Below are 24,731 nucleotides of genomic sequence, written 5' to 3' on the forward strand. Positions count from 1 at the left end.
TTAGGCTCCCTCCCCCGGTGCGCGGGGGGAGGGGCCGATCGCGGAGATTGTATAGATCGGGCCGGCAAGTGTCTGCTCCCCGACCGCGACTGCAAGCGTGTCGTTGAGCCACGCATAGCGCGGATCGCCGCATTCGAAGCGCGCGATCGCGTGGAGGGCGTATTCGTCGTGGGAAAGCTGCTCGCCCGCGCGGAACCGCGCCATTGTAGCCGGACTCGCAAGGAAATAGCCGGCATAGCTCAAGTAGATGTGCGCACCATCTTGCGTGCGCAGCGTGAGGCGAACATCGATCGCGAGGCTGCCATCGGGCCGCGTCACGAACCAGTCGCTGCCGCCGGGCAGCACGTCTCCGTTCAGGCGGGGCCCAGCGAAGCTTCCGCCAGTGATCGGAACGATTCCCCGATGCCCGGCCGCGGTTTCACCGATCCGCACGACACTGCGAAAATCGACCGCGAGCGAAAGCGTGGTGAGAAGGTGATGGGGCAAGCCGTCCATCGACATGGGGTAGCATGCGCGCAACGCGCCGCAAATCTCTGGCGTGGGGGAGAGGCTAGGGCTCCTATTGCGATGCCCCGATCAACTCCCGCCCGATCAGCATCCGCCGGATCTCGTTGGTGCCGGCGCCGATATCAAGCAGCTTGGCGTCGCGGGCGAAGCGTTCGACGGGCCAGTCCTTGGTATAGCCCGCGCCGCCCAGCGCCTGGATCGCCTCCAGCGACACGCGCACGGCGTTCTCGGACGCGAGCAGGATTGCGCCCGCAGCGTCGAAACGCGTCGTGTTGCCGGCGTCGCAATTCTTGGCGACGGTGTAGACATACGCACGCGCGGAATTGAGCGCGACATACATGTCCGCGACCTTGGCCTGCATCAGCTGGAACGCGCCGATCGGCTTGCCGAACTGCTTGCGCTCGCGAAGATAGGGAATGACCACGTCGAGGCAGGCTTGCATGATGCCGAGCTGGATACCGGCGAGGACGGTGCGCTCGTAGTCGAGTCCGCTCATCAGCACACCGACGCCGCCGTTGAGCGGGCCCATCACATTCTCTTCGGGCACTTCGCAATCGTCGAACACCAGTTCGGCGGTGGGGGAGCCGCGCATCCCCATCTTGTCAATCTTCTGGCCGATCGAAAAGCCGGGCATGTCCTTCTCGATCAGGAAGGTCGTGATCCCGCGCGAGCCCCCCCCATTTTCTCCGGCGCCGGTCTTGGCATAGACCACCAGGGTGTCGGCATAGGCCGCGTTGGTGATCCAGAATTTGGTGCCATTGAGGATGAAGCGATCCCCCTTCTGCTCGGCGCGCAACTTCATGCTGACCACGTCGCTACCCGCGCCGGCTTCGGACATCGCCAGGCTGCCGACATGCTCGCCGGAGACAAGCTTGGGGAGGTATTTAGCCTTCTGCTCGGGCGAGGCCCAGCGGCGGATCTGGTTGATGCACAGATTGGAGTGCGCGCCGTAGGACAGGCCGATCGAGGCGGAAGCGCGGCTGACTTCCTCGCATGCGATGACATGTTCGAGATAGCCGAGTTCGAGGCCGCCAAATTCCTCCTCGACAGTGATGCCATGCAAGCCGAGTTCGCCCATTTTCGGCCATAGCTCGGTAGGGAACCAGTCTTCGGCGTCGATCTTCGCGGCCAGCGGCTCGATCTCCGCCTTAGCGAAGCGTTGCGTCGTCTCGCGGATCATGTCGGCGGTCTCGCCGAGACCGAAATCGAGGGTCTGTTCCATGTGCATTCCTCTCAAGCGGTTACGATCATGCCGTCCCGCACCGCGACTGGCCAAGCCTGTAGCCGCGCACCTGTGCAAGGGCCACCCACGCAAATGCCGTCCTCGATGCGGTACAGCGCGCCGTGCCAGCTGCACTGGATGAGCGCGCCATCAGGCGTGAGATACTGGTCGAGCTGCTGGGCGAGGGGGATCGCCATATGCGCGCAGCGGTCAACATAGCCGTGGACTTCCTCCCCCTTCCGGACGACGAAGCCGTGGAAGCGACCGGCACGCATTTCCAGGACGAAATTGCGCGCGGTGTTGTCGGGGATCAGGTCGAGAGGGCCGAGCTTTACGTTTGCGGGCGTGGTGGAGAGGCGTTCCATCACCCGCTCACCCTGAGCTTGTCGAAGGGTGCTTCGACAAGCTCAGCATGAGCGGATTTGAGGAGTCGCTCACTTTGGCAGCTTCGCCTTGGGAAACCCCGCCCAAGCCGCGTCGTAGTCGGGCTGCGAGGTATCCAGCGCGAATTGCGTGGGTTTGTACGGCCAGCACGTCTCGACCATGAACGCCATCGTGCCTTCAAGTCTGTGCGGCTTGAGGTCCGCGTTGGAGGCCCCCTCCCAGCTTGCAACGTCAGGCCCATGGCCGGCCATCAGATTGTGCAGCGACAGGCCTCCCGGCGCGAAGCCTTCGGCCTTTGCGTCGTATGCGCCATGAATCAGGCCCATCGCCTCAGACATGATGTTGCGGTGGAACCAGGGCGGGCGGAACGTGTCTTCGCCGACCATCCAGCGCGGGGGGAAGATCACGAAATCGGCATTGGCGCGGCCGGGCACGTCGCTGGGCGAAGTCAGCACCGTGAAGATCGAGGGATCGGGATGGTCGAAGCTGACGGTGTTGATCGTGTTGAAACGCGCGAGATCGTAGCGCCATGGCGCGAAATTTCCGTGCCACGCGACCACGTCGAGCGGGCTGTGATCGAGCTTCGTGGTCCACAGAGACCCCATATATTTCTGGACAAGCTCGAAGGGCTCGTCGCGGTCCTCGAACCAGGCGGCAGGGGTCTCGAAGTCGCGCGCATTGGCGAGGCCGTTGGCGCCGATCGGGCCGAGATCGGGGAGGCGGAAGAGGGCGCCGTGGTTTTCGGCGACATAGCCGCGCGCTTCGCCATCGGGGAGGAGCGCACGGAACTTCACGCCGCGCGGGATGAGCGCGACTTGCCCGGGAGCGATTTCGATGCGGCCGAGTTCGGTGAGCAGCAGGAGCCGGCCCGTCTGAGGAATGAACAACAATTCGCCGTCCGCATCGACGAAGGCGCGGGTCTCCATGTCCTCGTTTGCGGCATAGAGATGCACCGTGACGCCTTCGAGATCGGCGGGGTCGCGATTGGCCAGCATCGTCGTCATGCCGTCGATCAGGTCGGTGCCAGGGGCGGGCACTCCGATCGGGTCCCAGCGGAGGCGATTGGGGGGCAGGGGGCCGTCAACGGTGCCGGGCGCGAAGTGCATTGCGCCTTGATAGCGTTCGAACGGCGGATGCTCGGCGCTGGGGCGGAGGCGATAGAGCCAGGAGCGGCGGTTCTCGTGGCGGGGCGCCGTGAAAGCAGTACCGCTGAGTTGCTCGGCGTAGAGGCCGAAGGGGGGCTTTTGCGGGGAATTACGCCCGATCGGGAGGGCGCTGGGGATTGCCTCGGTGGAGACATGGTTGCCGAAGCCGGGGAAGTAATCGGTCATGCGGCTCATCCTACTCCCCTCCCTTCCAGGGAGGGGCTGGGGGTGGGTAGCGTCCGGGTGGTACGGACAAGCTTGGTATTTCGGCGCAGTCTCACGAGCACTCTACCCACCCCTAACCCCTCCCTAAAAGGGAGGGGGAAAGTTACGCATCGACCTGAATCACCCCGCGCCTGATCTGATCCAGCTCGATGCTCTCGAACAGCGCCTGGAAATTGCCGTTGCCGAAGCCTTCATTGCCCTTGCGCTGGATGATCTCGAAGAAGATCGGGCCGAACATGTTCTCGGTGAAGATCTGGAGCAGCAGCCCTTCGTCTCCGACATCGCCATCGATCAGGATGCGGTTCTTGCGGAGGCGCTCAAGATCCTCGCCATGGCCGGGGACGCGCTTGTCGACGAACTCGTAATAGGTCTCGATCGTGTCCTGCAGCTTCACTCCGCGGGCGCGCAGCCGCTCGACCGTATCGAAGATATCAGGCGTCGTCAGCGCGAGATGCTGGATGCCCTCGCCATGATATTCGCGGATGAATTCCTCGATCTGACTCTTGTCGTCCTGGCTCTCGTTCAAGGGGATGCGGATCGCCTTGTCGGGGGCGATCATCGCCTGGCTGAACAGGCCTGTCGCCTGGCCCTTGATGTCGAAATACTTCTGCTCCTCGAAGCCGAAGAGCGTCTTGTAGAAGTCGGACCAGACCCGCATCTGGCCGCGGCGGACATTGTGGGTGAGATGGTCGAGCAGGTCGAGCCCGACATTGTTGGCGGCCTCGGCTTCGCGCCAGCCGGGGATTTCGGCCCAATCGGCGTAAAGGTCGATGCCGTCCTGGATGAAATAGAGGTATGAGCCGCCGATGCCCTCGATGACGGTATCGTCTTCCATCGTGGGCTGGGCGCCGTGATCGAGAGCCCAGCGCATCGCGAGTGTCGGATCGGCGACGCGAAACGCCATCGCGCTCGCGGACGCGCCATGCTCGTTGCGGAACTGCGCGACGCGGCCATCGGCGTCTCGATTGAGCATCAGATTTATGCGGCCCTGCTTATAGCGGGTAATGTTTTTGCTGAGGTGCCGATGCGAGGGCACGAAGCCCAATTGCTCGAACTGCCGCGCCATCGCCTCGGGATCGGGCGAAGTGAATTCGACGAACTCGAAGCCGTTCAGGCCGAGGGGATTTGCCGGGTTTTCCATTGCTGCCCGCTACTCCTCGCGCGATTTAGTGTCAAATGATACTAAAGTCCTTCGCCGCCGACCCAATGGGCATTGGAGAGACGACGTGCGACGTTCCAGGTCTGGTTGCGGATATCGGGCACCGCGACGATTTCCCAGAACGCGCCCCGTGTCATCGGTCCAAGCGCGTAGAGGTTCCCGTTTGACGAGCCGTCGGCCGCGATGGTCTGGCCCTGATTGTCCACATCAATGCCGAGATGGGCCGCGTCGGGGCGGATATGGCCGCGTGCCGCGAGCTTTTGGAGCAGCGGCTCCTCGGTGCGGGCGAGATCGCCGAGGGGGCCGGTGCAGTTGACGATGCGCTGGGCGAGGAGCGTTTCACTATCGTCCGCGCCGCGGCGGCGGAACGCTACCCGGATGCCTTCGGGCTGCTCGTCGAAACCGAGCGTCTTGCCTGCGATCACCTCAAGCTGCCCACGCTCGATTACCGACATCAGCCTCGCATAGACCTCCGGGGCAAGCCGGTGACGATGCACGTCCCACCAGGGTCGCAGATGGCGCAGGAAACGCGCGCGCTCTGCCTCGCTGGCGTTTCCCCACATGCCCTGAGTGAAGGGGCGCAGTTCATCGACGGCGTTTCGCCAGCCGATGCCTTCGCCGCGCCGGCGGACGCTCTGCAGGAGTTGCGAAGCGATCGTCGCGGGCCGTTCGGCGATCTTGCCGCAGTCCGAAGAGGCCGCATGGCTGCGCGGCAGCAGCCCGCGGCGCGAAAGCGCGACGGTCCGCCCGCGAAACCCGCGCGCGTCGAGCAGAAGCACGACATCGACCATCGTGAGCCCGGTGCCGATGATCAGCACGGTATCGGTATCCGCCAAGTTCTCGGGAACGCTCGGGTGCCACGGATCTCCCTTATAGCGTTCGGGGGAGAGCATTTCCGGATTGAGGCCGGGGGGATCGTGGGGAGGAAGATTGCCCACCGCGAGCACTGCGGCATCGGCCATCAGGGTGCGATCGGCGAGGCGCACTTTCACTTCATCGCCGAATTCCAAATCCTCGACCTCGCCGCGTACCAGCGTGAGCCGTCCGGATGGATCGCGCAGCGCGGCTTCGAGCAATTCGCGAAGATATTCGCCGTAGGTTACGCGCGGAATGAAGGCGGCGGGCGCATTCGCCACGCCGCGCGCCTCAAGCCAGCGGACGAAATGCGAGGGATCGTCGGGGAATGCGCTCATGTTCGCGGCGCGCACGTTGAGCACATGGCTGGGATGCGCGGCGCCGTAAGCGAGCCCGGTGCCCGCGACCGGCGCGCGCTCGATCAGCGTGGCGCGCGGGCCTTCGTAGCGGAGCAGGTTTATCGCCTGCAGCGTCCCCGAAAAACCCGCGCCGATAATGGCGACGTGCTCGATCAGATCTCGTACTCGATCTGCCATTCGGGCTGCTGGAACGCCGGGCGCTCCTGCGAGAAGGCGGGCTGGCGCGCCTTCATCTGGCCGTAGAGCCGCTTGACCGTGTCGCTCGCGGTGCGAACGAACAACGAGGGCAGCACGGCGTGGATCACGCAGGCCGCGCCCCCCAGCATCATCGTGAAGCCGAATCGCGCGGCGGTGGCGGCATGCTCGCCATAGCTTTCGCCGACGCTGCGCGGATGAGAGAGGAAGTGGCGGTCGATCATGCGCGTCCGTTTAGGCCCGCGCGACGGCAATGCAAAGTGCGGGGCTTTGCAGGGACGGCCGCATGTGCTTCTCTGCCAATTATCTTATAAAGGGGATCAGGATGGCCGACGAAGCGGAATTGCCGCAGCACCATCGTGCGACGCGCAACGAGAAAATGGTGATCGCGGCTTCATCACTCGGCACCGTTTTCGAATGGTATGATTTCTACCTTTACGGCCTGCTCGCCACGACGATCTCGGCGCAATTTTTCGCGGGCGTGAACGAGACGACGGGCTTCATCTTCGCGCTTGGCGCCTTTGCCGCGGGGTTCGCGGTTCGACCGTTCGGGGCGCTGGTCTTCGGTCGGATCGGCGATCTTGTTGGACGCAAGAACACCTTCCTCGTCACCATGGGGATCATGGGCGCCTCGACCTTCGCGGTCGGCCTGTTGCCGAATTATGCCGCAATCGGCGTGGCCGCGCCCGCGTTGCTGGTGCTGCTCCGCGTGCTGCAGGGACTTGCGCTGGGCGGGCAATATGGCGGCGCGGCGACCTTCGTCGCCGAGCATGCGCCGAACAACAAGCGCGGGCTTTACACGAGCTGGATCCAGACGACCGCCACGCTCGGCCTGTTCGCATCGCTGCTCGTCGTGATCGGCACGCGCTATGCGATGGGCGAGGAGGCGTTCGCGGCCTGGGGCTGGCGCATTCCCTTCCTCGCCTCGGCAATCCTGCTCGGCGTGTCGCTGTGGATCCGCCTCCAGCTCAACGAGAGCCCGGTCTATCAGAAGATGAAGGACAGCGGCGGCACGTCAAAGGCGCCGCTCACCGAAGCGTTCCTGCGCTGGGGCAACCTCAAGATGGTGCTGATCGTGCTGTTCGGCGCAGTCGTGGGCCAGGCGGTGGTCTGGTATACCGGGCAATTCTACGCGCTCTTCTTCCTCGAAAAGACGCTCAAGGTGGATGGCGCGACCACCAACATCCTGATCGCGATCGCGCTTGCGCTCGGCACGCCCTTCTTCGTGTTCTTCGGCTGGCTGAGCGACAAGATCGGTCGCAAGCCGATCATCCTGACCGGCTGCGCGCTGGCGGCGGTGAGCTATTTCAGTTTGTTCGGGATGCTCACCGAAGCTGCCAACCCCAAGCTGGCGCACGCGTTGCGTGATGCGCCCGTGCAAGTGATGGCTGACCCCGCGGAATGCTCGTTCCAGTTCGATCCGGTGGGCAAGAACAAGTTCGATTCGTCCAGCTGTGACATCGCCAAGACGTTCCTGGCCAAGCAGGGCATCGGCTATAAGAGCGTGGATGCCGCTGTGGGCAACACCGCGACGATCCAGATCGGCAATACCAGCTTCCCCGCGCCGAACCCCCGCCAGGGGACGAGCGACGCCAAGGCGGTGGCCGACTATCAGGCGGCGGTGAAGGCCGCGCTCGCTTCAGCCGGCTATCCGGCGAAGGCCGACCCCGCGCAGATCGACAAGCCCAAGGTGGTCGGCATCCTGTTCGTGCTCGTGCTGCTGGTGACCATGGTCTATGGCCCAATCGCCGCGCTGCTGGTCGAGTATTTCCCCAGCAAGATCCGCTACACTTCGATGTCGCTGCCCTATCATATCGGCAATGGCTGGTTCGGCGGCTTCCTGCCGGCGACCGCCTTCGCCATGGTCGCGGCGACGGGGGATATCTATTACGGGCTCTGGTATCCCGTGGTGGCGGCCGCGGTCACCTTCGTGATCGGGCTGTTGCTGCTTCCGGAGACCCGGACGCGCCGCATCGAGGATTAGGTCTAGCTTACCAGGTGAACACGAGCGAGCCGATGTAGCGTCCGGTGGCGCGCGCCGGCTTGCCGCTCGGCCCCGATTGCTCGGGGGTGACGAACTTTGATCCCATGGCCGGAATGGCGCGCAGGAACGAGACGTCGCCCGCCGGGAATTCGGGCGAGGTGTTCGGATGATCCACCAGGCGGGTACCGACGCGGAGATAAGTATCTGGCGTGGTGGCCGATACGGTCCAGGCGCTTCCCGCGCTGTTGAAGCGCGCCCATTGCAGACCGGCATAATAACCGGGAAGCGGCGCTTGATCGCGGACGGCGAGGTTGGCGCCTTGCAGCCGGTTCTGCCACACCGGATGCGGGCCTTCGGCAAGCGCGCGGAACGGGCTGTTCACGGCGGCCGGCGCATCGAAAGTCACGCCGTGATACAGGACTTCGCCTTCCAGCGAATAGGCATAGTCGAGCGTCAGGGAACCATCGCCCTGCATCGTCCAGCGGGTGCGATCAAGGCCGCCCGCACCCTCGGCTTCGAGCCAGGCGGTTGCGGGAGCGCCGCCGGTTGCTGCCGTGGTGCCGGATCGGACGATGACAGCCGGAACGGGCGCTGGGAAGCGCGCCGCTTCGAAGGCGACGCGCACGTCCTTGATCGCGATCGGCGCGCCGTCATTCTTCCGCACCCCGGAGAGGCGAACCGCCGCCACCACCTGCGGCGCGATGGCGTAGCGGTTTCCGTCGCGTTGGCGGCGCGAGCCATCCGAGATCGTGATCCAGCGATTGCCGTTGGGCGATACTTCCAGCTTGAGCGCAGCCCAGGCGTCGGTCCGGGCAAAATCAAGATCGACCTCAATCAAACTGGCGAGCTGGGGCGTCGCCAGCCGGCGCACCGTGCCGTCCGCGCCTGTGGCGGTCAGGGGAAGCCAGGCGGGGGGTCCCGCTGGGCGGGGGCGGGTATATGCCAGGCGCGGGCCCTGGGCGAGATCGAGCGAGCGCTGCCCGGCAGACAGGCGGCGAAGCAAGCCAGTGCGGCGATCGAAGACGGCGGTCTTGCCGTCCGCGGCCAGGCGGATTTCATCGGTCGTTTCTGCGATGGCGGGTGTGCCCCGCGCCCCACCAGCGGGGAGCGGGCGCTGGATCGACGGTATCCGCCATGTCCAGGTCCAGACTTCAGCCCCGCTGCGATCCGTGGCCGTGAGCAAGAGCGCGTCCGCTTTTCGCCAGTCTCCCGGCAGTGCGAGTTGCATCGTGCCGGAGCTGTGCGCGGGAACCGCCGGCGATGCGGCGATGCCCCGCTTGAGCGGTTGGGCCGCCGCCGCTCGGTCCGCCGGCCTGGGGAACCGCAGCAGCCGCCATTCGAAGCGCACATCGGCAAGCGAAGTGAAATCATATTTGTTGGTGACGGCCAGTGTGCCGTCAAACGTATCGTCGAGAAGGGGCGCCGCAACCTGCACAGGGGACCACACGTCGCGGATCGCATCGAAACTGCCGTCGCGTTCATGGCGGGGGCCGACGATGCCATCCGGCGCGAGCGTGCTGAACACGTCGATGCGGCCGCCCTGATCGGTGCGGGCGATCCCCTCGTCCGCGAATACCCAGATGAACGCGCCGGCCCCGCGTGGCGATTGCTCGATCGCCGACCAATAATCATGCAAGCCCGCGCCCGAACCGCCGTCGAACAGGCCGTGCAGCACCTCGGTCGGCATGAACAGGTGCGCGCCGGACAAGCGACGGACGACATCGTCATAGGGCGGATAGTGCTTGGTATCGAGATCGTCGTGCAATTCCCAAGGGTGCAGAACGCGCCGCTTCTGCGGATCGTAAAGCGCGAAATCGCCGTCCAGCGCGCGGTTCCAGCCCCCTTCATTGCCGTTATCCCAAAAGAGGATGCTGGGGTGATTCACGTCGCGTTCAATCATCTCGCGCACCAGCCGGCGGCCCACTTGGGTATCATGCGCGTTCTGCCAACCGCTAAGCTCGTCGAGCACGTACAGGCCGAGTTCGTCCGCCGCCTCGATGAAGGATTCGTCGGGCGGATAATGCGACATGCGCACCGCGTTCATGTTCATCGCCCGGATCAGGCGGACATCGGCGTAATTGTCTTCCGGATCGAGTGAGCGTGCCGTGTCCGGGCGGAAGCTGTGGCGGTTCACCCCTTTGAGCAGGATGCGCTGGCCGTTGAGATACAGGCCGTCGCCGGGGCGCACTTCGAATGTGCGGAAGCCAAAGCGCTGGCGCATTTCGTGTACGGCCTCGTTGCCGCGATAAAGCGTGAATTTGGCGGTGTAGAGATGGGGGGTCTCGCCGGTCCAGAGCAGCGGGGAGGGGATGCGTGTGGCCACTCGCATGATGCCGCCGCCGCCTGCCGGAATCGCGGTCGAGAACGGCGCGCCCACCCGGCGACCGTCCGAGGCGAATATCTGACTCTCGATGCGGGTAACCTGGCGAGGATCGAGAAGTGATACGTTGGCGGCGAAACTGCCGTCGGCGCGAGCATCGATCGCGACGTTCTCGATGGCCTCGGTCGGGAGTATCTCCAGCCATACGGGGCGAAAAATGCCCCCGAATATCCAATAGTCGGCCGCGCGCTCGGCTGCATTGGTCTTGGCATTGGCGGAAGTTTCACTGACGGTCACTTCGACTTCGTTATTCGCCTCCGAACCGTATTTCAGCACATCGGTCACGTCGAAGCGGAAACGATAGAATGCGCCCTGATGCGTCGGGCCGACCGATACGCCGTTCACCTTGACGGCGGCGTCGGTCATCACGCCATCGAACACCAGCCGGACCCGCTTGCCTTTCCACGCCTCCGGGGCGGCGAAACGGCGAGTGTAGACGCCGGTCTCGTCGGCCTTGCTGCCCTTGTCCTCGCCATAGCGATAGGTGCCGAAGCCGTGCTGCTCCCAGTTTGACGGGACGGGGATCTTAGCCTTCTCGCCCGCGCGCCGGCCGGCGCTCACGACGAAGTCCCAGGGGACCGCGTCCCTGGGCCCCTTGCCCGAAAGGTACACGCGCTCGGTCTCCGGCGCCGCTGCGGCTGCGAGCGGGAATATTGCGGCCCCGGCCACCGCCAACAGCACGCAGGCGCGTCGTATCGAAATCATCAGCGAGTTTCCTTCAGGCAGCCGGCGCCGGCTCGCGCATTTGAAAGGCGCGCGACGGCTCATGTCAATCTCGCCATCGCAGGATGAGAGCGTGCCGGCGCTTACCGCCGCTGGCGACGGCGCCGCCACCGCCAAAAAATGGTGTCTCCTACGGGAAACCCAATCAGCCCCGTTTGGCCACCTGTTTTTCAGTCACTTAGGACCAACTGGCAACAGCTTTGTATCACAGTGGGGTTGCCAAGAAAAGCCCTTGGCGGATTAGAAGTGCTTGCGGCGGCGATATGGAAGCTGCAAACTGGGTTCATATGGCATTGACGAAATTGCTCGCCCGTGTTCAGATCAGTGTAAGTCCCGTGCGCTCTTGAAGGGGAAGATCATGAAGCAGGCGAGAGTGACTGTCGGTTCCGCACTCGGAATTGTTTCAATTTTGTGGAGCACGGCAGCGACGCCCGCTTCTTGCAGGTTGATCCAGTCGGCTACGAAGACAGCGTCAATCTGTACGCTTACGTCGGCAATGACCCTATCAATAACCGCGATCCTCGCGGCAAAGATTGTGTCAGCAACAACGGCGTAACGACCTGCACAACGTCCAATTATACAGTATCTTTCCCACAGCAGAAGGGTTGGCAAGACTTCAAGGCTGGCGACGCGAACTATCATTCCTATTCCACGCCCGCCATGACAGACTGGGACCCGAAATCCACGCAAAGTTGGGTTGCGGATCATCCTACGCCCGGAATGCCTTCACCCGCGACCCCGCAGGGAACTGTGAACGACGCCACGCCGGTTCTCGGTGGCCTATCACCGGTGAACATCAGCCCGGTTAGGTCGTTTACCACGACTAATAAAGTCAGTGGAAAATCGGTGGTCGTGAATGTGACTCTGCCGGGTCATCCACTTCAAAGCGGCATCGTTGTCCGACAGGTGGATGCAGGACCAAACGGAGGGTCAACAATTCAAAACTGGGGCGAAGGAAATGGTAATTTGCAGCGCCCGGGATCAAATACGGCAGGACCGATCAACGGAGTATGGCGGGAACAAACCCCACAGCCGTCCATCGCGCACATGAAGTTCTGCCAAACCCATCCGGGTGCTGGCTGCTGAGAATGTTGTACTCGTGAAGAACATTCTTAGCATCCGAGAAGCGGTAGTTTTACTGATGGCCGCGTTTATACCCGGTGTCGTTTTGGGCCTCATCGGCGTTGTCGCCGGAAATCCCCGCGAGGCAATTTGGGCATTTCCTCTAGCGTTGGCGTTTGCCCTCGCGATTGCGTTTGCCGTTGGCCTTCCATCCGTAATTCTACTTAACGCGATCAAAGCATACTCGCTGCCGTGGTATCTCTTGGTAGGCTTCTTAGCGAGTGCGGTTTTGGCTTGTTACTTCATTCTGCCGAATATGATGAAAACTGACTGGACACTCGGATGGCCTAGCTATGCAGCGCAATTTGTTGTGCTGTTGGCGCTTTCAACGGCTGCGAGTACTTTCTATTGGCTTGTCGCTCGCCCTGACAAGATTCATGCTCTTTGAATGTGGGTTATTGATTACCGATTTCCTGTGACCCGGCGGAAGGTTACTTTCTGCCTTTTGGCCTCGGCGATGGTCCCTATCCGAGCGCCCGCTGCGCCATACCAAGCCGCAGTGTCGCCTATTGTGGGCCTCCTAGCCGAAGCAGATGAGCGGCTGGATTATTCAAGGGCCGCGTTTGCGGTCAACAAGATCGTCGATCCCACCGCGAACCTACAAACAACCGAACTCACGATCGCGCGGCTTGTTGACGCGGCCCGCCAGATGGCCGGGCCAAACCCGACAGATGCCTACAAGCTGGCAGCGGTCCGCAAGACTATCTACGATTCTGGCCCGTGGAACTACAATAGCGCGTTCGCCTATGACAGGGCGGACCCGCTCGGGCAGATTTTGAAGAACCGGCTTCTCTCCACATACGTTCAGACCCGCAAGGGCAACTGCGTGTCGATGCCTTTCCTGTTCTTGATCGTTGCCGACAGGATGGGCCTCAACGTGCATCTCGGCACCGCACCGCTCCATTTCTTTGTGCGATATACCGACCCGCAAGGTGTGGATCACAACCTTGAGGCGACCAGCGGCGGTCACGAAGCGCGAACGGACTGGTATCGGAAGAATCTGCCGATGACCGACAGGGCCCTTGAGAGCGGCATCTACATGCGGACGCTCAGCAAGCGCGAGAGCATCGCCGAAATGGCGAATGTCGTGTTGGACTTCCTGCTGGAGCAGCGCCGCTATCAAGAGGCTGTCGAAGTGGCGGACGCGATCCTCGCGGTGAACCCGCGCGAACCCTATACGATGGTCAAGAAAGCCAGCGCGATCGGCGGCATTCTTCAAGGGGATTTCATCGAGAAATACCCAATACCCGCCCTGATCCCGCCCGCGCTTCGTGTCCGTTACCAAGCGCTCGCGCAGGAGAATGAAAGGCTGTTCAAGGCCGCCGAAGCTTTGGGCTGGGAGCCCACCGAATAGCGGCTCTGTATCCCTAGCTGTTGCGGCGGGTCTAGCGGGCAATCTTCCGCCCCAAGTTTGCCATTAGCAGCGCCACGTCTCCCCGCGCTGCTGTAGGCGCCGCTTGCCTCCCATTTCGACCCTGCCTTCCGTATCACAAAATTGTGACCAGTTGGCTGTGAAAGGCTGAAAACCGCGCTTTCCGGCCTATTACAAGACGTTAGCGTGGCATTGGTGACCCCTACGGGAATCGAACCCGTGCTTCAGCCGTGAAAGGGCCGCGTCCTAACCGCTAGACGAAGGGGCCGTCCGGGTGGAAGGGCCGGTTAGGCAAAGCAGGGCGGCGGGTCAAGCGCCCGCGCGCGATCCTTGTATTTCATAAGCGACAGTAGGTGACTCGGAGAAGGGAGGATGGCTGACGGCGGCGAACCAATCAGAGCGAAAGCGGGGCAGTTGCTCCAGATGCGCTATCAATTCGGCCCAGTGAGGCATCTCCTCGTGAAAGAAATAGATTTGCCCGCGGCAATGTCGCAGCAGATCAGATCGGTCGTGATCTCGTCGCGCTTATAGAATTCAACGCGAGTGATGGCTGCATGTTTGGGAAAATGCATCAATTCACCCACGCCGCGTCTTCGATATGCAATTCGGCCGCGGGCTTCGCGCCCCAATCGTCGATCCTGCAACGTCCGGCGAGCCAGAGCTTTCGATGGCGCGGGGCGGAGAGGAGCGCCTGGCCCAATTCGGTCTCGGCCTGGCGGAAGGCCACGGCCTTGAGGCTGCGGCCATCCTCGCCGGCGACGATCACGCGAACATGCCCGCCCGTGCCCACCACATCGGCCTTGATCACGCTTACCGGGCCCGCGACGACGCGGGGGGCCGGCCATCCCATGCCATAGGGGCCGCCCTCGTCCATCGCGGTCACCAGTTCGGGGCAGACGCCGCCGGGGGCGAGCACCGCATCGAGGAGCAACGCGCGTTCGCCCATCGATTGCGTCACCCGCTCGGACAGGCGCTCTTCGAGGAAATCGGCGAAGGCCTCCAGATTGCCCTCCGCGATCGTCACGCCACAGGCCATTGCGTGACCACCGCCCGCGTGGAGCAGGCCGGTGTCGCGCGCGGCCATCACTGCGCCGCCCAGGTCCACGCCGGAGATCGAGCGGCCCGATCCCTTGCCGATCCCGTTTTCGTCCAGCGCTATCACGATCGCCGGCCGGCCGAGCTTTTCCTTGAGCCGCCCCGCTACGATGCCGATCACTCCGGCATGCCAGCCGCGCGCGGCGATGACCGCGACGGCGCGATTGCCCCTGGTGAGGCACAGTTCCTCCGCCTCGCGCTGCACATCGCCCTCGATCGTGCGACGCTCTTCGTTGAGCAGGTTGAGCTCTTCGGCGATCGCGCGGGCTTCATCGGGATTGCGAGTGGTGAGCAAGCGGACGCCGAGATCGGAGCGGCCGACACGCCCGCCGGCATTGATGCGCGGCCCGAGCGCGAAGCCGAGATCGGTGCAGGTGGGTGCGCGGGTGAGGCGAGAGGCCTCGATCAGGGCGTTCATGCCGATATTCCGGCGCTGCGCCATTACCTTGAGACCTTGCGCCACGAAGGCGCGGTTCAGGCCCTTGAGGGACGCCACGTCGGCGACGGTGCCTAGCGCTACCAGATCGAGCAGGTCGAGCAATTTGGGCTCGGGCCGTTCGCCGAAATAGCCGCGTCCCCGAAGCGTCCGCACGAGTGCCGCGCCCAGCAGCCAGGCCATGCCGACTGCGGCTAGATGGCCATATGCCGCGCCGTGAGTCTCATCCAGGCGATTGGGATTGACCAGCGCGTGCGCGACTGGAAGCTCGGGCGAGCATTTGTGGTGATCCACCACGATCACTTCCGCTTGCGCGGCGCGCGCCATCTCCAGCGCCTCGAATGCCTGTGCGCCGCAATCCACCGTGACGATCAGGTCCGCACCTTCGTTCTTCAACCGAACCAGCGCCTCGCCCGAGGGGCCATAGCCCTCCATCAGGCGATCGGGGATATACGGGCGCGCCTCCAGCCCCAGATCGCGCAGCAGTAGCACAAGGAGCGCGGCGGATGTCGCGCCGTCCACATCGTAATCGCCGAAGATCGCGACCTGCTCGCGCGCCTGCACCGCATCGGCGAGGCGATCGGCGGCGCGGTCCATGTCCCGGAAGATCGAAGGATCGGGCATGAAGGCGCGGATGCTGGGGCTGCGGTGCTGATCGAGTTCCTCCCGTATGACGCCGCGAGTCAGCAGCAGCTGTGTGACCAGGTCATCGGGCGCCAGACCCTCGCGCGCATCCGCCGCCAGCCCCCGCCAGCGCCAGGGCTGGCCGAGGATCGAGTGGTGGACATTGAGGACGGGGGACATGGAACAGGCAATGAACGCGGACAGCGCTCGTGTCGAGGTTTTAGCGCTGGGCGCCGGTGCTGCTGACGTAAGTCGGCACGTGCCCGCGGATCCACGCATTCTCGCGAAACCATTTGGTGATGATGTACTTCTGCCCCTCCACCACGCGGGTGCCCTCATGGAGCGTATCGTAATTAGGGCTGCCGTCGGGGCACATGTTGTTCCAGATCACCATCAGGCCCCTTTTGGGCTTGAAGCGCACGCCGGCGCGGGGGAACCAAGTGGCGCCGCCTTCATCGACATCGTTGAGATAGACCATCGCGGTCCAGGTGCGCTGGCCGCCATATTCGAGCATCTTGGCCCAATATTCCGCGCCTTCGTGGAAATAATCGCAATGCGCGCGGAATTGCTGGCCGGGGGCGTAGCGCTGGCCCTGCATCGTCTCGGCATTGGCGGGCGGGAGGCCGAGCAGGATCGCGATGCGATCGTCGATGGGCCAGACGGCATCGGACCAGCGATCTAGATCGGTGGAGCTGCTGGTGCGGAATTCGGGATCATTGTGGGTAGCGAGCAGCGTGGAGGGTCGCGCCGCGGCGTCAATCAGCTCGATCAGCAAGTCGCATTCGTGCGCGCTGAGGAAATCGGGATAGGTGTACATCGCCGCGGCTTCGGTCTTCGCGCGCGTGATCTTCGGATCGGCTTCCAGCCGCGCGGCGACTTCGCGCCCGATCCGGGCCCGATTGGGCGATGGCGTCCCCGATACGCGTCCGACATTCTTGCTCACGCGTGCCAGATCGTCGCTGAGGGCCGCCGGGTCAAGGGGCCGCTATACGCCAAGAGGCCCGGACGTTTCCGTCCGGGCCCCAGGATTTCCGGCGAGAGTGCGGGCTCTCTTACCAGAAGATGTCGTAGACGGTATCGACCACTTCGCCGGTGTAGATATCGACCAGCAGCGCATCGTTGTAATAACGCACCCAGCGATACGGCCCGTAGACGTCAGGCAGGCGATACGACCAGGGATCGCTGATCCAATACTGGTTGCTGAACAGGATCGAGTTCAGCGTGAAGCCGATCCCGAAGCGCCGGTAGCTGCCCCAGCCCGACGGCGCATAATAGCGCGGAAGCCGGTATTGACTGCGATTGGTGTTGCGATAGCCGCGCCAATCGTAGCGGTTGTTGCTCCGCCAGCTATTGTTCCAGCGACTGGTGTTGCCGCGGTTGTTGTCCCAGCCGCGGCTGTTGTTGCCGCGATCGTTGTTCCACGTACCGCGGCCGTTGTCGCGGTTGAACTGGCTGCGGTCCTGGCGGCGGTCCTGCCGGAAGTCCTGCCGGTCGTCACGGCGGTCCGTGCGGAACTGCTGGCGAGTCACCTGACCGTTCTGAAGCTGGCTGCGGTCCTCGCGACGCTCTTGTCGGAAATCCTGACGGTCGTCGCGGCGCTCCGTGCGGAACTCCTGACGCGGCGTGGATTGAACGGCGCGCCGCTGCTGGACCTGGGCGGGAGCCTGGGCTTGCGCCTGGGCCTGGGCCTGAGCCTGCGGCGTGGCGGACTGACGCCAGCTGCCGCGATTGCCGTCCTGCGTGCGGGCCGGACGATCGCCGCCCCAGCTGCGCTGCGGCTGTGCCTGGGCCTGGACTTGGGCCGGGGCCTGAGCCTGCGACTCCTGGACGCGCTGGCGCCATTCGCCGCGATTCTGGCGGATTTCGTTCTGGCTGCTTTGCACCTGGCCACCATTGTTGCGGTTGCGGCGTCCCTCCCGGTCCTGCGCAAGCGCAGCCGGCGGGACCAGGGCCGTTGCGGCGATGATCGCCGCGAGCAAGGTCTTTCTCATCAAGTTTCTCCGCTCGACCGGCAAGGGCGCCGGGGTCTGAGTGATGCTTAATTACGAGTGGACGACTGTCGGGTTCCTGAATTCGGATGTCAGCCGATTGAAAGGATTCCGCAGCCTATTCGGGCTGGGTTTCAGGAGGTTGCGCGCCTTCGATCGCGTCGAGCGCCTCGTCCCCCCGCGCAATCCGCCCGGCCTGCTCGATCGCGCCGATCAGCCGCGGATAGATGCCGCAGCGGCAGATATTGGGAAGCGCCCCCTTGATGTCGGCTTCCGAAGGACTGCGGTTGGCACGCAGCAACACCGCGGCGGCCATCACCACGCCGGGGATGCAATAGCCGCATTGGGAAACATTGGCGGCAATCAGCGCCTGCTGCACCGGATGGCCGCGATCCTTGGACAGCCCCTCGATCGTCGTGACGAAGGTGCCCTCCAGCGCCCCGATCGTTTCCTGGCACGCCAGCCGCGCGGCGCCATCGACATCGACGGTGCACGCCCCGCAATCGCCGGTGCCGCAGCCATATTTGGTGCCGGTGAGATTGGACGCATCGCGCAAGGCCCAGAGTAGCGGAGTGCGCGGGTCCATGCGGTATTCGACCGGCTGGTTGTTGACAGTGAAGCGAGTCAAATCACCCCTCCCGCTTGCGGGAGGGGACGGGGGAGGGCATGTCGATTACAGTGCATGGCAGCGTACATGCCCTCCCCTAACCCCTCCCGCAAGCGGGAGGGGATAAGAAGAAACGCGGCGTTTCCGGAAGCGGCATTGTTCCGAGTCGAGCAAGCGCCAATGTTGGAGATGCGGCGCTAGATTCGCAGATTCCCGTGAATCGTGATGTTTCGTTGCGCACGCGAGTAGTAAAGTTTCGCATTGCGCGACGGAGTTCTTGACAGTTCAAAGAGCGGGTCGGCGGAACAATAGCGGAACACTGCCTTGTAGCACAGCGACATGCGGCGGGCGGTCCGCCCGATCCGATGTGGCGGCCCATTTGGAGATGGATTTACTCCCGCCAGCTCGTATCCTTCTTGTCCACCAGCCGCACCATCGCCGCGAAGTCCGCGGCACCCGGGCCGCCAGGCACCTGCGCCATGTAGAGGTCGCGCTGGTGGATCGCGACGACTTCGTCAGGCACCACCAAAGGCTCGCCCATCGCCAGCGTCGCCATCTGGATTTCGCAGGCGCGCTGGAGGGACCAGTGCTTGATGAACGCCTCGGGGACGGTCTTGCCCATCACGAGGATGCCGTGGTTGCGGAGCAGCATCATGGTCTTGTCGCCGAGGTTCGCGAGCAGTCGCTGGCCTTCCTCGTCGCGGACCGTCACGCCTTCGAAGTCGTGATAGGAGAGCTGGCCGATGAAATTGCACGCGTAGAAATTGACCGGCTGGAGCCCGCCCTTGAGGCTGCTCACCGCCATGCCGGCAGTGGTGTGGGAATGCGCAATGCAGTGCGCGTTGGGGAGGTGTCGGTGGAACAGCGCGTGCTGGACGAAGCCGGCGCGGTTGACCGGATAGGGGCTGTCGTCGAGCTTGTTGCCGTCGATATCGATCTTGACGAGGTTCGACGCCTTCACTTCGCTGAAATGCAGCCCGAACGGATTGATGAGGAACGCGCCTTCCTCGCCGGGCACTTTCAGCGTGATGTGGTTATAGATCATCTCCGACCAGCCCATGTGATCGAAGACGCGGTAGCAGGCGGCGAGCTGCTGGCGGGCTTCCCATTCGGCTTCGGTCATCTGCGCGGTTGCGATCGCGGTGGCCATGGCGGTCTCTCCTATGTCTTTGGTTGAGATATGCCATGGATTGGGGAAAGGTCGCAACGCGATTCCCCTCCCTGAAAAGGGTTAGGGGTGGGTGGCGTGCTCGCGTTACGGTGCCGCTTGGCGCAGCCCATCCGTACGCCCGGACGCCACCCACCCCCAGCCCCTCCCTTTTAGGGAGGGGAGCGAATTAGGTAAATGCGTACGGCACTACGCTGCGGCGATCGGGATCGATTGCGATCACGCTACCCGCCGGGGGAAACGCGCGCTGGTCGCAATCCGCGCGGGGGCAGATGCGGCAGCTTGCGCCAATGGGCATCGCCAGACCTCCGGGGCGCAGGTCGTCGGCATAGACGAAGTCGGCCGCATAAGCCTCTTCGCAGCCCAACGCGACTGCATAGCGGCGGGGTGGGCGGGCATAGCTGCCCGAGGGCTTCACCAGCCCCTTCGCCATTGACACATAGCGCGTGCCGTCCGGCATTTCCGCGAGCTGAACGAGGATGCGATCGGGAATCGCGACAGCCTCATGCACTACCCAGAGCGGGCATGCGCCCCCCAAGGCCGCGAATTGCAGGCGGGTGGCGGAGTGCCGCTTGGTGATGTTACCGGCCATGTCGACGCGGCAGAAGAAGAAAGGGAGGCCGGCCTCGCCGGGGCGCTGGAGCGTGGAGAGGCGGTGGCAGGCCTGCTCGAAGCTGACCGCGAAGCGCTGGCGGAGGCGATCTATATCGTGGCGGAATTCGCGCGCGGCCTGGCGGAACGCGCGATAGGGCATCAGCAGCGCCCCCGCGGCGTAATTCGCCAGCCCGACGCTCAGCAATTCGCGCGCGGCGGGGGAGGCGAGGCCGGCCTGTTCGACCACCAGCCGCATCTCGTTGGCGAATTCGTAGCGGACGAGGCGGTGAGCTAGCAGGAAGGCGCGGCTCTCTGGGGGTAGAGCGCTGTTGATCGCGAGCACGCGCGCGCCCTCATCGAAGCGGCTGAGCTCGCTGCCGTCACCGTCCTGGTTGACCACGCGGACCTGGTGCCAGCCGCGCAGACGATCCTCCAGGCCCCGCGCGCCCGGCTCCAGCGCGTCGGCCAGCGTTTCCGCCGAGCGGTCGATCGCGTCGATATAATTGCCCTCGGCCTGGAACCAGTCGCGCACTTCTTCCCAGGGTAAGGGCGCCGCGTCGCCGGAGCCGCTGTCGAAGCGATCGTCGAGAACGCGAAGCTGCTCCTGGCTGCGGCGCCAGGCATCGTGGAGTGCGACCATGCGGCGGGCGAGGAGCGGCTGCTGGTCGAGCGCGCGGCGGACATCGGCTTCGACCAGGCGATCGGCAGGGACGCTGGAGTCGGTCGCGGCGTCGATCGTGCGGAGCAGGGCGGTGGTCTCGCCGCCTTCGCCAAACGCTTCCAATGGGAATTCGCGCGCGAGGGCGAGCAGGACGATGTCGGTGATCGGGCGGTCGTTATTCTCGATCTGGGAGAGATAGCTGACGGATATGCCGAGCCGGGTGGCCATTGCGGCCTGGCTAATGGACGCGCGGCGGCGGATATCGCGCAGGCGGAAGCCTTCGAAGAGGCGGCGGCGGGCTACCATTTTCGAGTGCGTGCAGGAGAAAGAAGAACGGGTTCACGCGGAGGCGCGGAGGTGTATTGTTCTTGCGCGAAGCGCTCGCTTCCGTCGCTAGCGAATCCAGACGAGCCGCTTGCGCGGAGGGCTACAGCCTCCGCGCCCTCCGCGCCTCCGCGTGAACCAACCTTCTTCATTACCTACCTATATATGCAAAGTCCGACCACGCAACTTCGCAACATTGCATTTGCTTGGGCGCGCGCGCTCTGTGCAGAAGGCGCAGCGCCAGGAGACCTGCATGTCGTCGACGATTGCCGAACTCGAGCGCCGCCGCGCCGGAGCCCGCCTGGGCGGCGGCCAGAAGCGCATCGATGCGCAGCACGCCAAGGGCAAGCTGACTGCGCGCGAGCGGATCGAAGTGCTGCTCGATCCCGGCAGCTTCGAAGAGCTTGATATGTATGTCGAGCATAATTGCGTCGATTTCGGCATGCCCGAACAGACCGTGCCGGGCGACGGCGTGGTCACCGGCAGCGGCACGATCAACGGGCGGCTGGTATTCGTGTTCAGCCAGGACTTCACCGTGTTCGGCGGCTCGCTTTCGGAGCGGCACGCCGAGAAGATCTGCAAGGTCATGGACAATGCCATGAAGGTGGGCGCGCCGGTGATCGGCATGAACGACAGCGGCGGCGCGCGGATTCAGGAGGGCGTGGCGTCGCTCGCCGGCTATGCCGAGGTGTTCCAGCGCAACGTGCTTGCCAGCGGCGTGGTGCCGCAGATTTCGCTGATCATGGGGCCGTGCGCGGGCGGCGCGGTCTATTCGCCGGCAATGACCGACTTCATCTTCATGGTGAAGGATAGCTCATACATGTTCGTCACCGGCCCGGATGTAGTGAAGACCGTTACCAACGAGATCGTCACGCAGGAGGAGCTGGGTGGAGCGGTGACGCATACCACGAAGTCGGGGGTCGCCGATATGGCCTTCGATAACGATATCGAGGCGCTGCTCGCGGCCCGCGACTTCGTGGACTTCCTTCCCGCATCGAACCGCGAGGACGTGCCCGAGCGGCCGTGCAGCGATCCATGGGATCGCATCGAGGACAGCCTCGACACCTTGATCCCGCCCAACGCCAGCCAGCCCTATGACATGCACGAGCTGATTCGGAAGACGCTCGACGAGGGCGAGTTCTTCGAGCTGCAGCCGAGCCATGCGGGCAACATCCTGATCGGCTTCGGGCGGATCGAGGGGCGCAGCGTGGGCGTGGTGGCGAACCAGCCGATGGTGCTGGCCGGGTGCCTCGACATCAATTCGTCGAAGAAAGCGGCGCGGTTCGTGCGCTTTTGCGATGCGTTCGAGATTCCGATCATCACCTTTGTCGATGTGCCGGGCTTCCTGCCGGGCGTGGGACAGGAGCATTCGGGGATCATCAAGCATGGGGCGAAATTGCTGTTCGCTTATGCCGAGGCGACGGTGCCCAAGATCACCGTGATCACGCGCAAAGCCTATGGCGGCGCGTATGACGTGATGGCCTCGAAGCATCTGCGCGGCGATCTGAACTATGCGTGGCCGACCGCCGAGATTGCGGTGATGGGCGCGAAGGGCGCGGTCGAGATCATCTTCCGCGGCAAGACGGCGGACGAGATTGCCGAGCGGACTGCCGAATATGAAGCGCGCTTCGCCAATCCATTCGTGGCAGCGAGCAAGGGGTTCATCGACGAAGTGATCATGCCGCATTCGACGCGGCGGCGGATTGCGCTCGGCTTGCGGAAGCTACGAAACAAGAGCCTCGAGAACCCTTGGAAGAAACATGACAATATTCCGCTATGATGCAGTGAGTCAGTGACGAAGCCAGTGCATACCGCGCATTTTTCCTCACTTTCCAATAGGACGTGCGGCGCCCTTAGGCGCAGTGGCGTGGAGACGATTGCCGATCTGTGCAAACTGACCCGGCGGGAGCTGCATCAGTTGTCTGGCGTTGGTATCGCCGGCAGGCAGGAAATCTTACAACTCCTTGAGGATAACGACCTCATCCTCCGCTGGGTTTGTCCTGAGCCGATGATCGAGTCTTTCCACCATCAGTTGAAAGAGAGAGTGGATGCCGGGCAATCTTTTGCAGATCTTGGTGAAGTGTTCGGCATTGGCACCCAGGCTGCGTATGAGCTCTTCTCGATTTCTGAACGGGCGACGGCAAGTTACCACGCTAACCTCGCCGCTCACGTTCAGTGGAAAGCGCAGATGGAGCGGATGACGAAATGAAACTCGGCCGCCTCAACCATGTCGGCATCGCGACGCCGTCGATCCAAGCCTCGATCGCGCTGTATCGCGATACGCTGGGCGCTGAGGTGATCCGGGAGCCGTTGGACTTGCCCGCGCAGGGGGTGAAGGTGTGCTTCGTCGATACGCCGAACAGCCAGATCGAGTTGATCGAGCCGTTGGGCGCGGACTCGCCGATCCACGGCTTCCTCGCCAAGAACCCGGCGGGCGGGCAGCATCATCTCTGCTACGAAGTGCCCGACATTCACGAGGCCAAGGCGTGGTTCGAGGCGAAGGGGGCGAAGGTGCTCGGCGAGCCGCGGATCGGCGCACATGGCACGCCGATTTTCTTCGTGCATCCCAAGGATATGGGCGGCGTGCTTACCGAGATCATGGAGACGCCCAGAGATGCGCATTGACCGCTTCGCCTCCCCCCTTGCGGGGGAGGCCGCGAGACTTGGTGAGCGCAGCGAGCTTAGTCGCAGCGGGAGAGGGGAAGCGAGGCGCAGCCTCGCGCGGCGCATTCGCGCCGCTCACCCTCTCCAAGCTTCGCTAACGAGCAAGCTCGCAAGCTACGCTATCCTCCCCCGTCAAGGGGGAGGAAGGGGGAAACATGGCTGACAATTCTATCCTCTACACGCTCGACGGCCAGGTCGCGCTTATCCGGCTCAACCGGCCCAACGAACTCAATGCGCTCACCATGGCGATGCTCGATCTGCTTGCCGCGACTTTCCAACGCGCGGTGGACGATGGGGCGCGCGCGGTGTTGCTGACCGGCGAGGGTAGGGCGTTCTGCTCCGGCGCGTCGCTCAAGGCGATGGAGCCGGGCGGGGGCGATCCGGGCGACCGGCTGCGCAACCATTATAACCCCGTTCAGCAGACGATGGCCGACCTGCCTATCCCAATCGTCACGGCGATCAACGGCCCCGCGGCGGGCGCCGGCGCCGCGATCGCATTGGGGGGCGATATCGTGCTCGCCGCGACCCACTCCTACCTGCTGCTCGCCTTCGCCAATATTGGCTTGGTCCCGGATGCAGGCGCTACCTGGCTGGTCGCCAAGGCGGCAGGGCGCGCCAAGGTGCTGGAGATGGCGTTGCTTGGCGAGAAATTGCCTGCGCATGACGCCAAGGAAGCGGGGCTGGTGACGCATGTCGTGGACGAGAGCGCGTTGTTCGAGACTGCAATGGGTTATGCCAGGCGGCTCGCTGCCAAGCCCACGGTGGCGCTCGGATTGATCCGCAAGCAGGTCAAAGCGGCTTTGTCGGGTACGCTGGAGGAAACGCTGGCGCTCGAGGCGGAGCACCAGAGCGTCGCGGCGCGTTCGCAGGACTTCCAGGAGGGCGTCGCGGCGTTCCTCCAGAAGCGCAAGCCGGAGTTCAAGGGCAAGTGATCAGTC

22 protein-coding genes and 1 tRNA gene are annotated in these 24,731 nt (G+C 63.8%); 8 read left to right on the forward strand and 15 right to left on the reverse strand.

From position 1 onward, the window contains the following. The 7 genes from VF617_RS02200 to VF617_RS02230 all read right to left on the reverse strand — a co-directional run bounded on the left by VF617_RS02200 (window position 1) and on the right by VF617_RS02230 (window position 6,275). Window positions 1-501 (reverse strand): DUF3237 domain-containing protein, encoded by a 501-nt coding sequence (locus VF617_RS02200; protein ID WP_331013224.1) that lies wholly within the window; start codon window positions 499-501, stop codon window positions 1-3. 58 nt (window positions 502-559) lie between these two features. Then, the gene (locus VF617_RS02205) at window positions 560-1,729 is read right to left on the reverse strand and encodes an isovaleryl-CoA dehydrogenase (RefSeq protein ID WP_331013225.1); all 1,170 of its coding nucleotides are present in this window, start codon (window positions 1,727-1,729) and stop codon (window positions 560-562) included. An 11-nt stretch (window positions 1,730-1,740) separates the two neighbouring features. Next, entirely contained in the window at window positions 1,741-2,094 is a 354-nt protein-coding gene (locus VF617_RS02210) for a Rieske (2Fe-2S) protein (RefSeq protein WP_331013226.1), read from the reverse strand. A 69-nt stretch (window positions 2,095-2,163) separates the two neighbouring features. Then, window positions 2,164-3,444: a homogentisate 1,2-dioxygenase gene (gene hmgA / locus VF617_RS02215; RefSeq protein ID WP_331013227.1), complete on the reverse strand. Its 1,281-nt coding sequence runs from the start codon at window positions 3,442-3,444 to the stop codon at window positions 2,164-2,166. A 142-nt stretch (window positions 3,445-3,586) separates the two neighbouring features. Next, window positions 3,587-4,624: a 4-hydroxyphenylpyruvate dioxygenase gene (gene hppD, locus VF617_RS02220; protein WP_331013228.1), complete on the reverse strand. Its 1,038-nt coding sequence runs from the start codon at window positions 4,622-4,624 to the stop codon at window positions 3,587-3,589. Between the two features lie 41 nt (window positions 4,625-4,665). Beyond that, entirely contained in the window at window positions 4,666-6,033 is a 1,368-nt protein-coding gene (locus tag VF617_RS02225) for an FAD/NAD(P)-binding protein (protein ID WP_331013229.1), read from the reverse strand. After that, window positions 6,009-6,275, reverse strand: coding sequence for a DUF6356 family protein (locus VF617_RS02230; protein ID WP_331013230.1), 267 nt, complete (start codon window positions 6,273-6,275; stop codon window positions 6,009-6,011). Before VF617_RS02230 ends, VF617_RS02225 begins: the two co-directional genes overlap by 25 nt. 101 nt (window positions 6,276-6,376) lie before the next feature. Between VF617_RS02230 and VF617_RS02235 the strand changes: the two genes are divergently transcribed. Then, window positions 6,377-8,035, forward strand: coding sequence for an MFS transporter (locus tag VF617_RS02235; RefSeq protein ID WP_331013231.1), 1,659 nt, complete (start codon window positions 6,377-6,379; stop codon window positions 8,033-8,035). Between the two features lie 7 nt (window positions 8,036-8,042). On the opposite strand, the gene VF617_RS02240 is transcribed toward VF617_RS02235, so the two are convergent. Then, window positions 8,043-11,120 carry a glycoside hydrolase family 2 protein gene (locus VF617_RS02240; protein WP_331013232.1) on the reverse strand — a complete coding sequence of 1,026 codons (3,078 nt, stop codon included), beginning with the start codon at window positions 11,118-11,120 and terminating at the stop codon, window positions 8,043-8,045. Between the two features lie 429 nt (window positions 11,121-11,549). Between VF617_RS02240 and VF617_RS02245 the strand changes: the two genes are divergently transcribed. Genes VF617_RS02245 through VF617_RS02255 form a run of 3 tightly spaced genes read left to right on the forward strand, consistent with a single transcriptional unit; the run spans window position 11,550 to window position 13,614 of the window. Next, a complete protein-coding gene (locus VF617_RS02245) occupies window positions 11,550-12,224 on the forward strand; it encodes an RHS repeat-associated core domain-containing protein (protein ID WP_331013233.1) in 675 nt (224 codons plus the stop codon). 13 nt (window positions 12,225-12,237) lie between these two features. Continuing rightward, window positions 12,238-12,648, forward strand: coding sequence for a hypothetical protein (locus VF617_RS02250; protein WP_331013234.1), 411 nt, complete (start codon window positions 12,238-12,240; stop codon window positions 12,646-12,648). Continuing rightward, entirely contained in the window at window positions 12,649-13,614 is a 966-nt protein-coding gene (locus tag VF617_RS02255; RefSeq protein WP_331013235.1) for a transglutaminase family protein, read from the forward strand. Between the two features lie 211 nt (window positions 13,615-13,825). Here the strand turns inward: VF617_RS02255 and VF617_RS02260 are convergent. The 7 genes from VF617_RS02260 to VF617_RS02290 form a co-directional block, all read right to left on the reverse strand. Beyond that, a tRNA-Glu gene (locus tag VF617_RS02260) sits at window positions 13,826-13,900 on the reverse strand. Window positions 13,901-14,203: 303 nt separating this feature from the next. Continuing rightward, window positions 14,204-15,967 (reverse strand): single-stranded-DNA-specific exonuclease RecJ, encoded by a 1,764-nt coding sequence (gene recJ, locus VF617_RS02265; protein ID WP_331013236.1) that lies wholly within the window; start codon window positions 15,965-15,967, stop codon window positions 14,204-14,206. 40 nt (window positions 15,968-16,007) lie between these two features. Next, window positions 16,008-16,730 (reverse strand): 2OG-Fe(II) oxygenase, encoded by a 723-nt coding sequence (locus tag VF617_RS02270; RefSeq protein WP_331013237.1) that lies wholly within the window; start codon window positions 16,728-16,730, stop codon window positions 16,008-16,010. Between the two features lie 109 nt (window positions 16,731-16,839). Then, window positions 16,840-17,778, reverse strand: coding sequence for an RcnB family protein (locus VF617_RS02275; RefSeq protein ID WP_331013238.1), 939 nt, complete (start codon window positions 17,776-17,778; stop codon window positions 16,840-16,842). Window positions 17,779-17,893: 115 nt separating this feature from the next. Then, a complete protein-coding gene (locus tag VF617_RS02280; protein ID WP_331013239.1) occupies window positions 17,894-18,403 on the reverse strand; it encodes a (2Fe-2S)-binding protein in 510 nt (169 codons plus the stop codon). A 370-nt stretch (window positions 18,404-18,773) separates the two neighbouring features. Further along, the gene (locus tag VF617_RS02285; RefSeq protein ID WP_331013240.1) at window positions 18,774-19,532 is read right to left on the reverse strand and encodes a class II aldolase/adducin family protein; all 759 of its coding nucleotides are present in this window, start codon (window positions 19,530-19,532) and stop codon (window positions 18,774-18,776) included. A 187-nt stretch (window positions 19,533-19,719) separates the two neighbouring features. Next, window positions 19,720-21,111, reverse strand: a complete 1,392-nt coding sequence (locus VF617_RS02290) for a helix-turn-helix domain-containing protein (RefSeq protein ID WP_331013241.1) — start codon at window positions 21,109-21,111, stop codon at window positions 19,720-19,722. 271 nt (window positions 21,112-21,382) lie between these two features. Here VF617_RS02290 and VF617_RS02295 point away from each other — a divergent pair, with 271 nt between their 5' ends. The 4 genes from VF617_RS02295 (at window position 21,383) to VF617_RS02310 (ending at window position 24,725) form a co-directional block, all read left to right on the forward strand. After that, window positions 21,383-22,909, forward strand: a complete 1,527-nt coding sequence (locus VF617_RS02295; protein ID WP_331013242.1) for an acyl-CoA carboxylase subunit beta — start codon at window positions 21,383-21,385, stop codon at window positions 22,907-22,909. A gap of 24 nt (window positions 22,910-22,933) precedes the next feature. Continuing rightward, complete coding sequence (locus tag VF617_RS02300) at window positions 22,934-23,338, forward strand: DNA-directed RNA polymerase subunit alpha C-terminal domain-containing protein (RefSeq protein WP_331013321.1); 405 nt, start codon at window positions 22,934-22,936, stop codon at window positions 23,336-23,338. Continuing rightward, window positions 23,335-23,754, forward strand: a complete 420-nt coding sequence (mce, locus tag VF617_RS02305) for a methylmalonyl-CoA epimerase (protein WP_331013243.1) — start codon at window positions 23,335-23,337, stop codon at window positions 23,752-23,754. The genes VF617_RS02300 and mce overlap by 4 nt, the downstream gene beginning before the upstream one ends. Window positions 23,755-23,948: 194 nt before the next feature. After that, window positions 23,949-24,725, forward strand: a complete 777-nt coding sequence (locus VF617_RS02310; protein WP_331013244.1) for an enoyl-CoA hydratase-related protein — start codon at window positions 23,949-23,951, stop codon at window positions 24,723-24,725. Window positions 24,726-24,731 lie beyond the last annotated feature (6 nt).

It is taken from the genome of Sphingomonas sp., from assembly GCF_036388215.1.
GTDB lineage: Bacteria > Pseudomonadota > Alphaproteobacteria > Sphingomonadales > Sphingomonadaceae > Sphingomonas.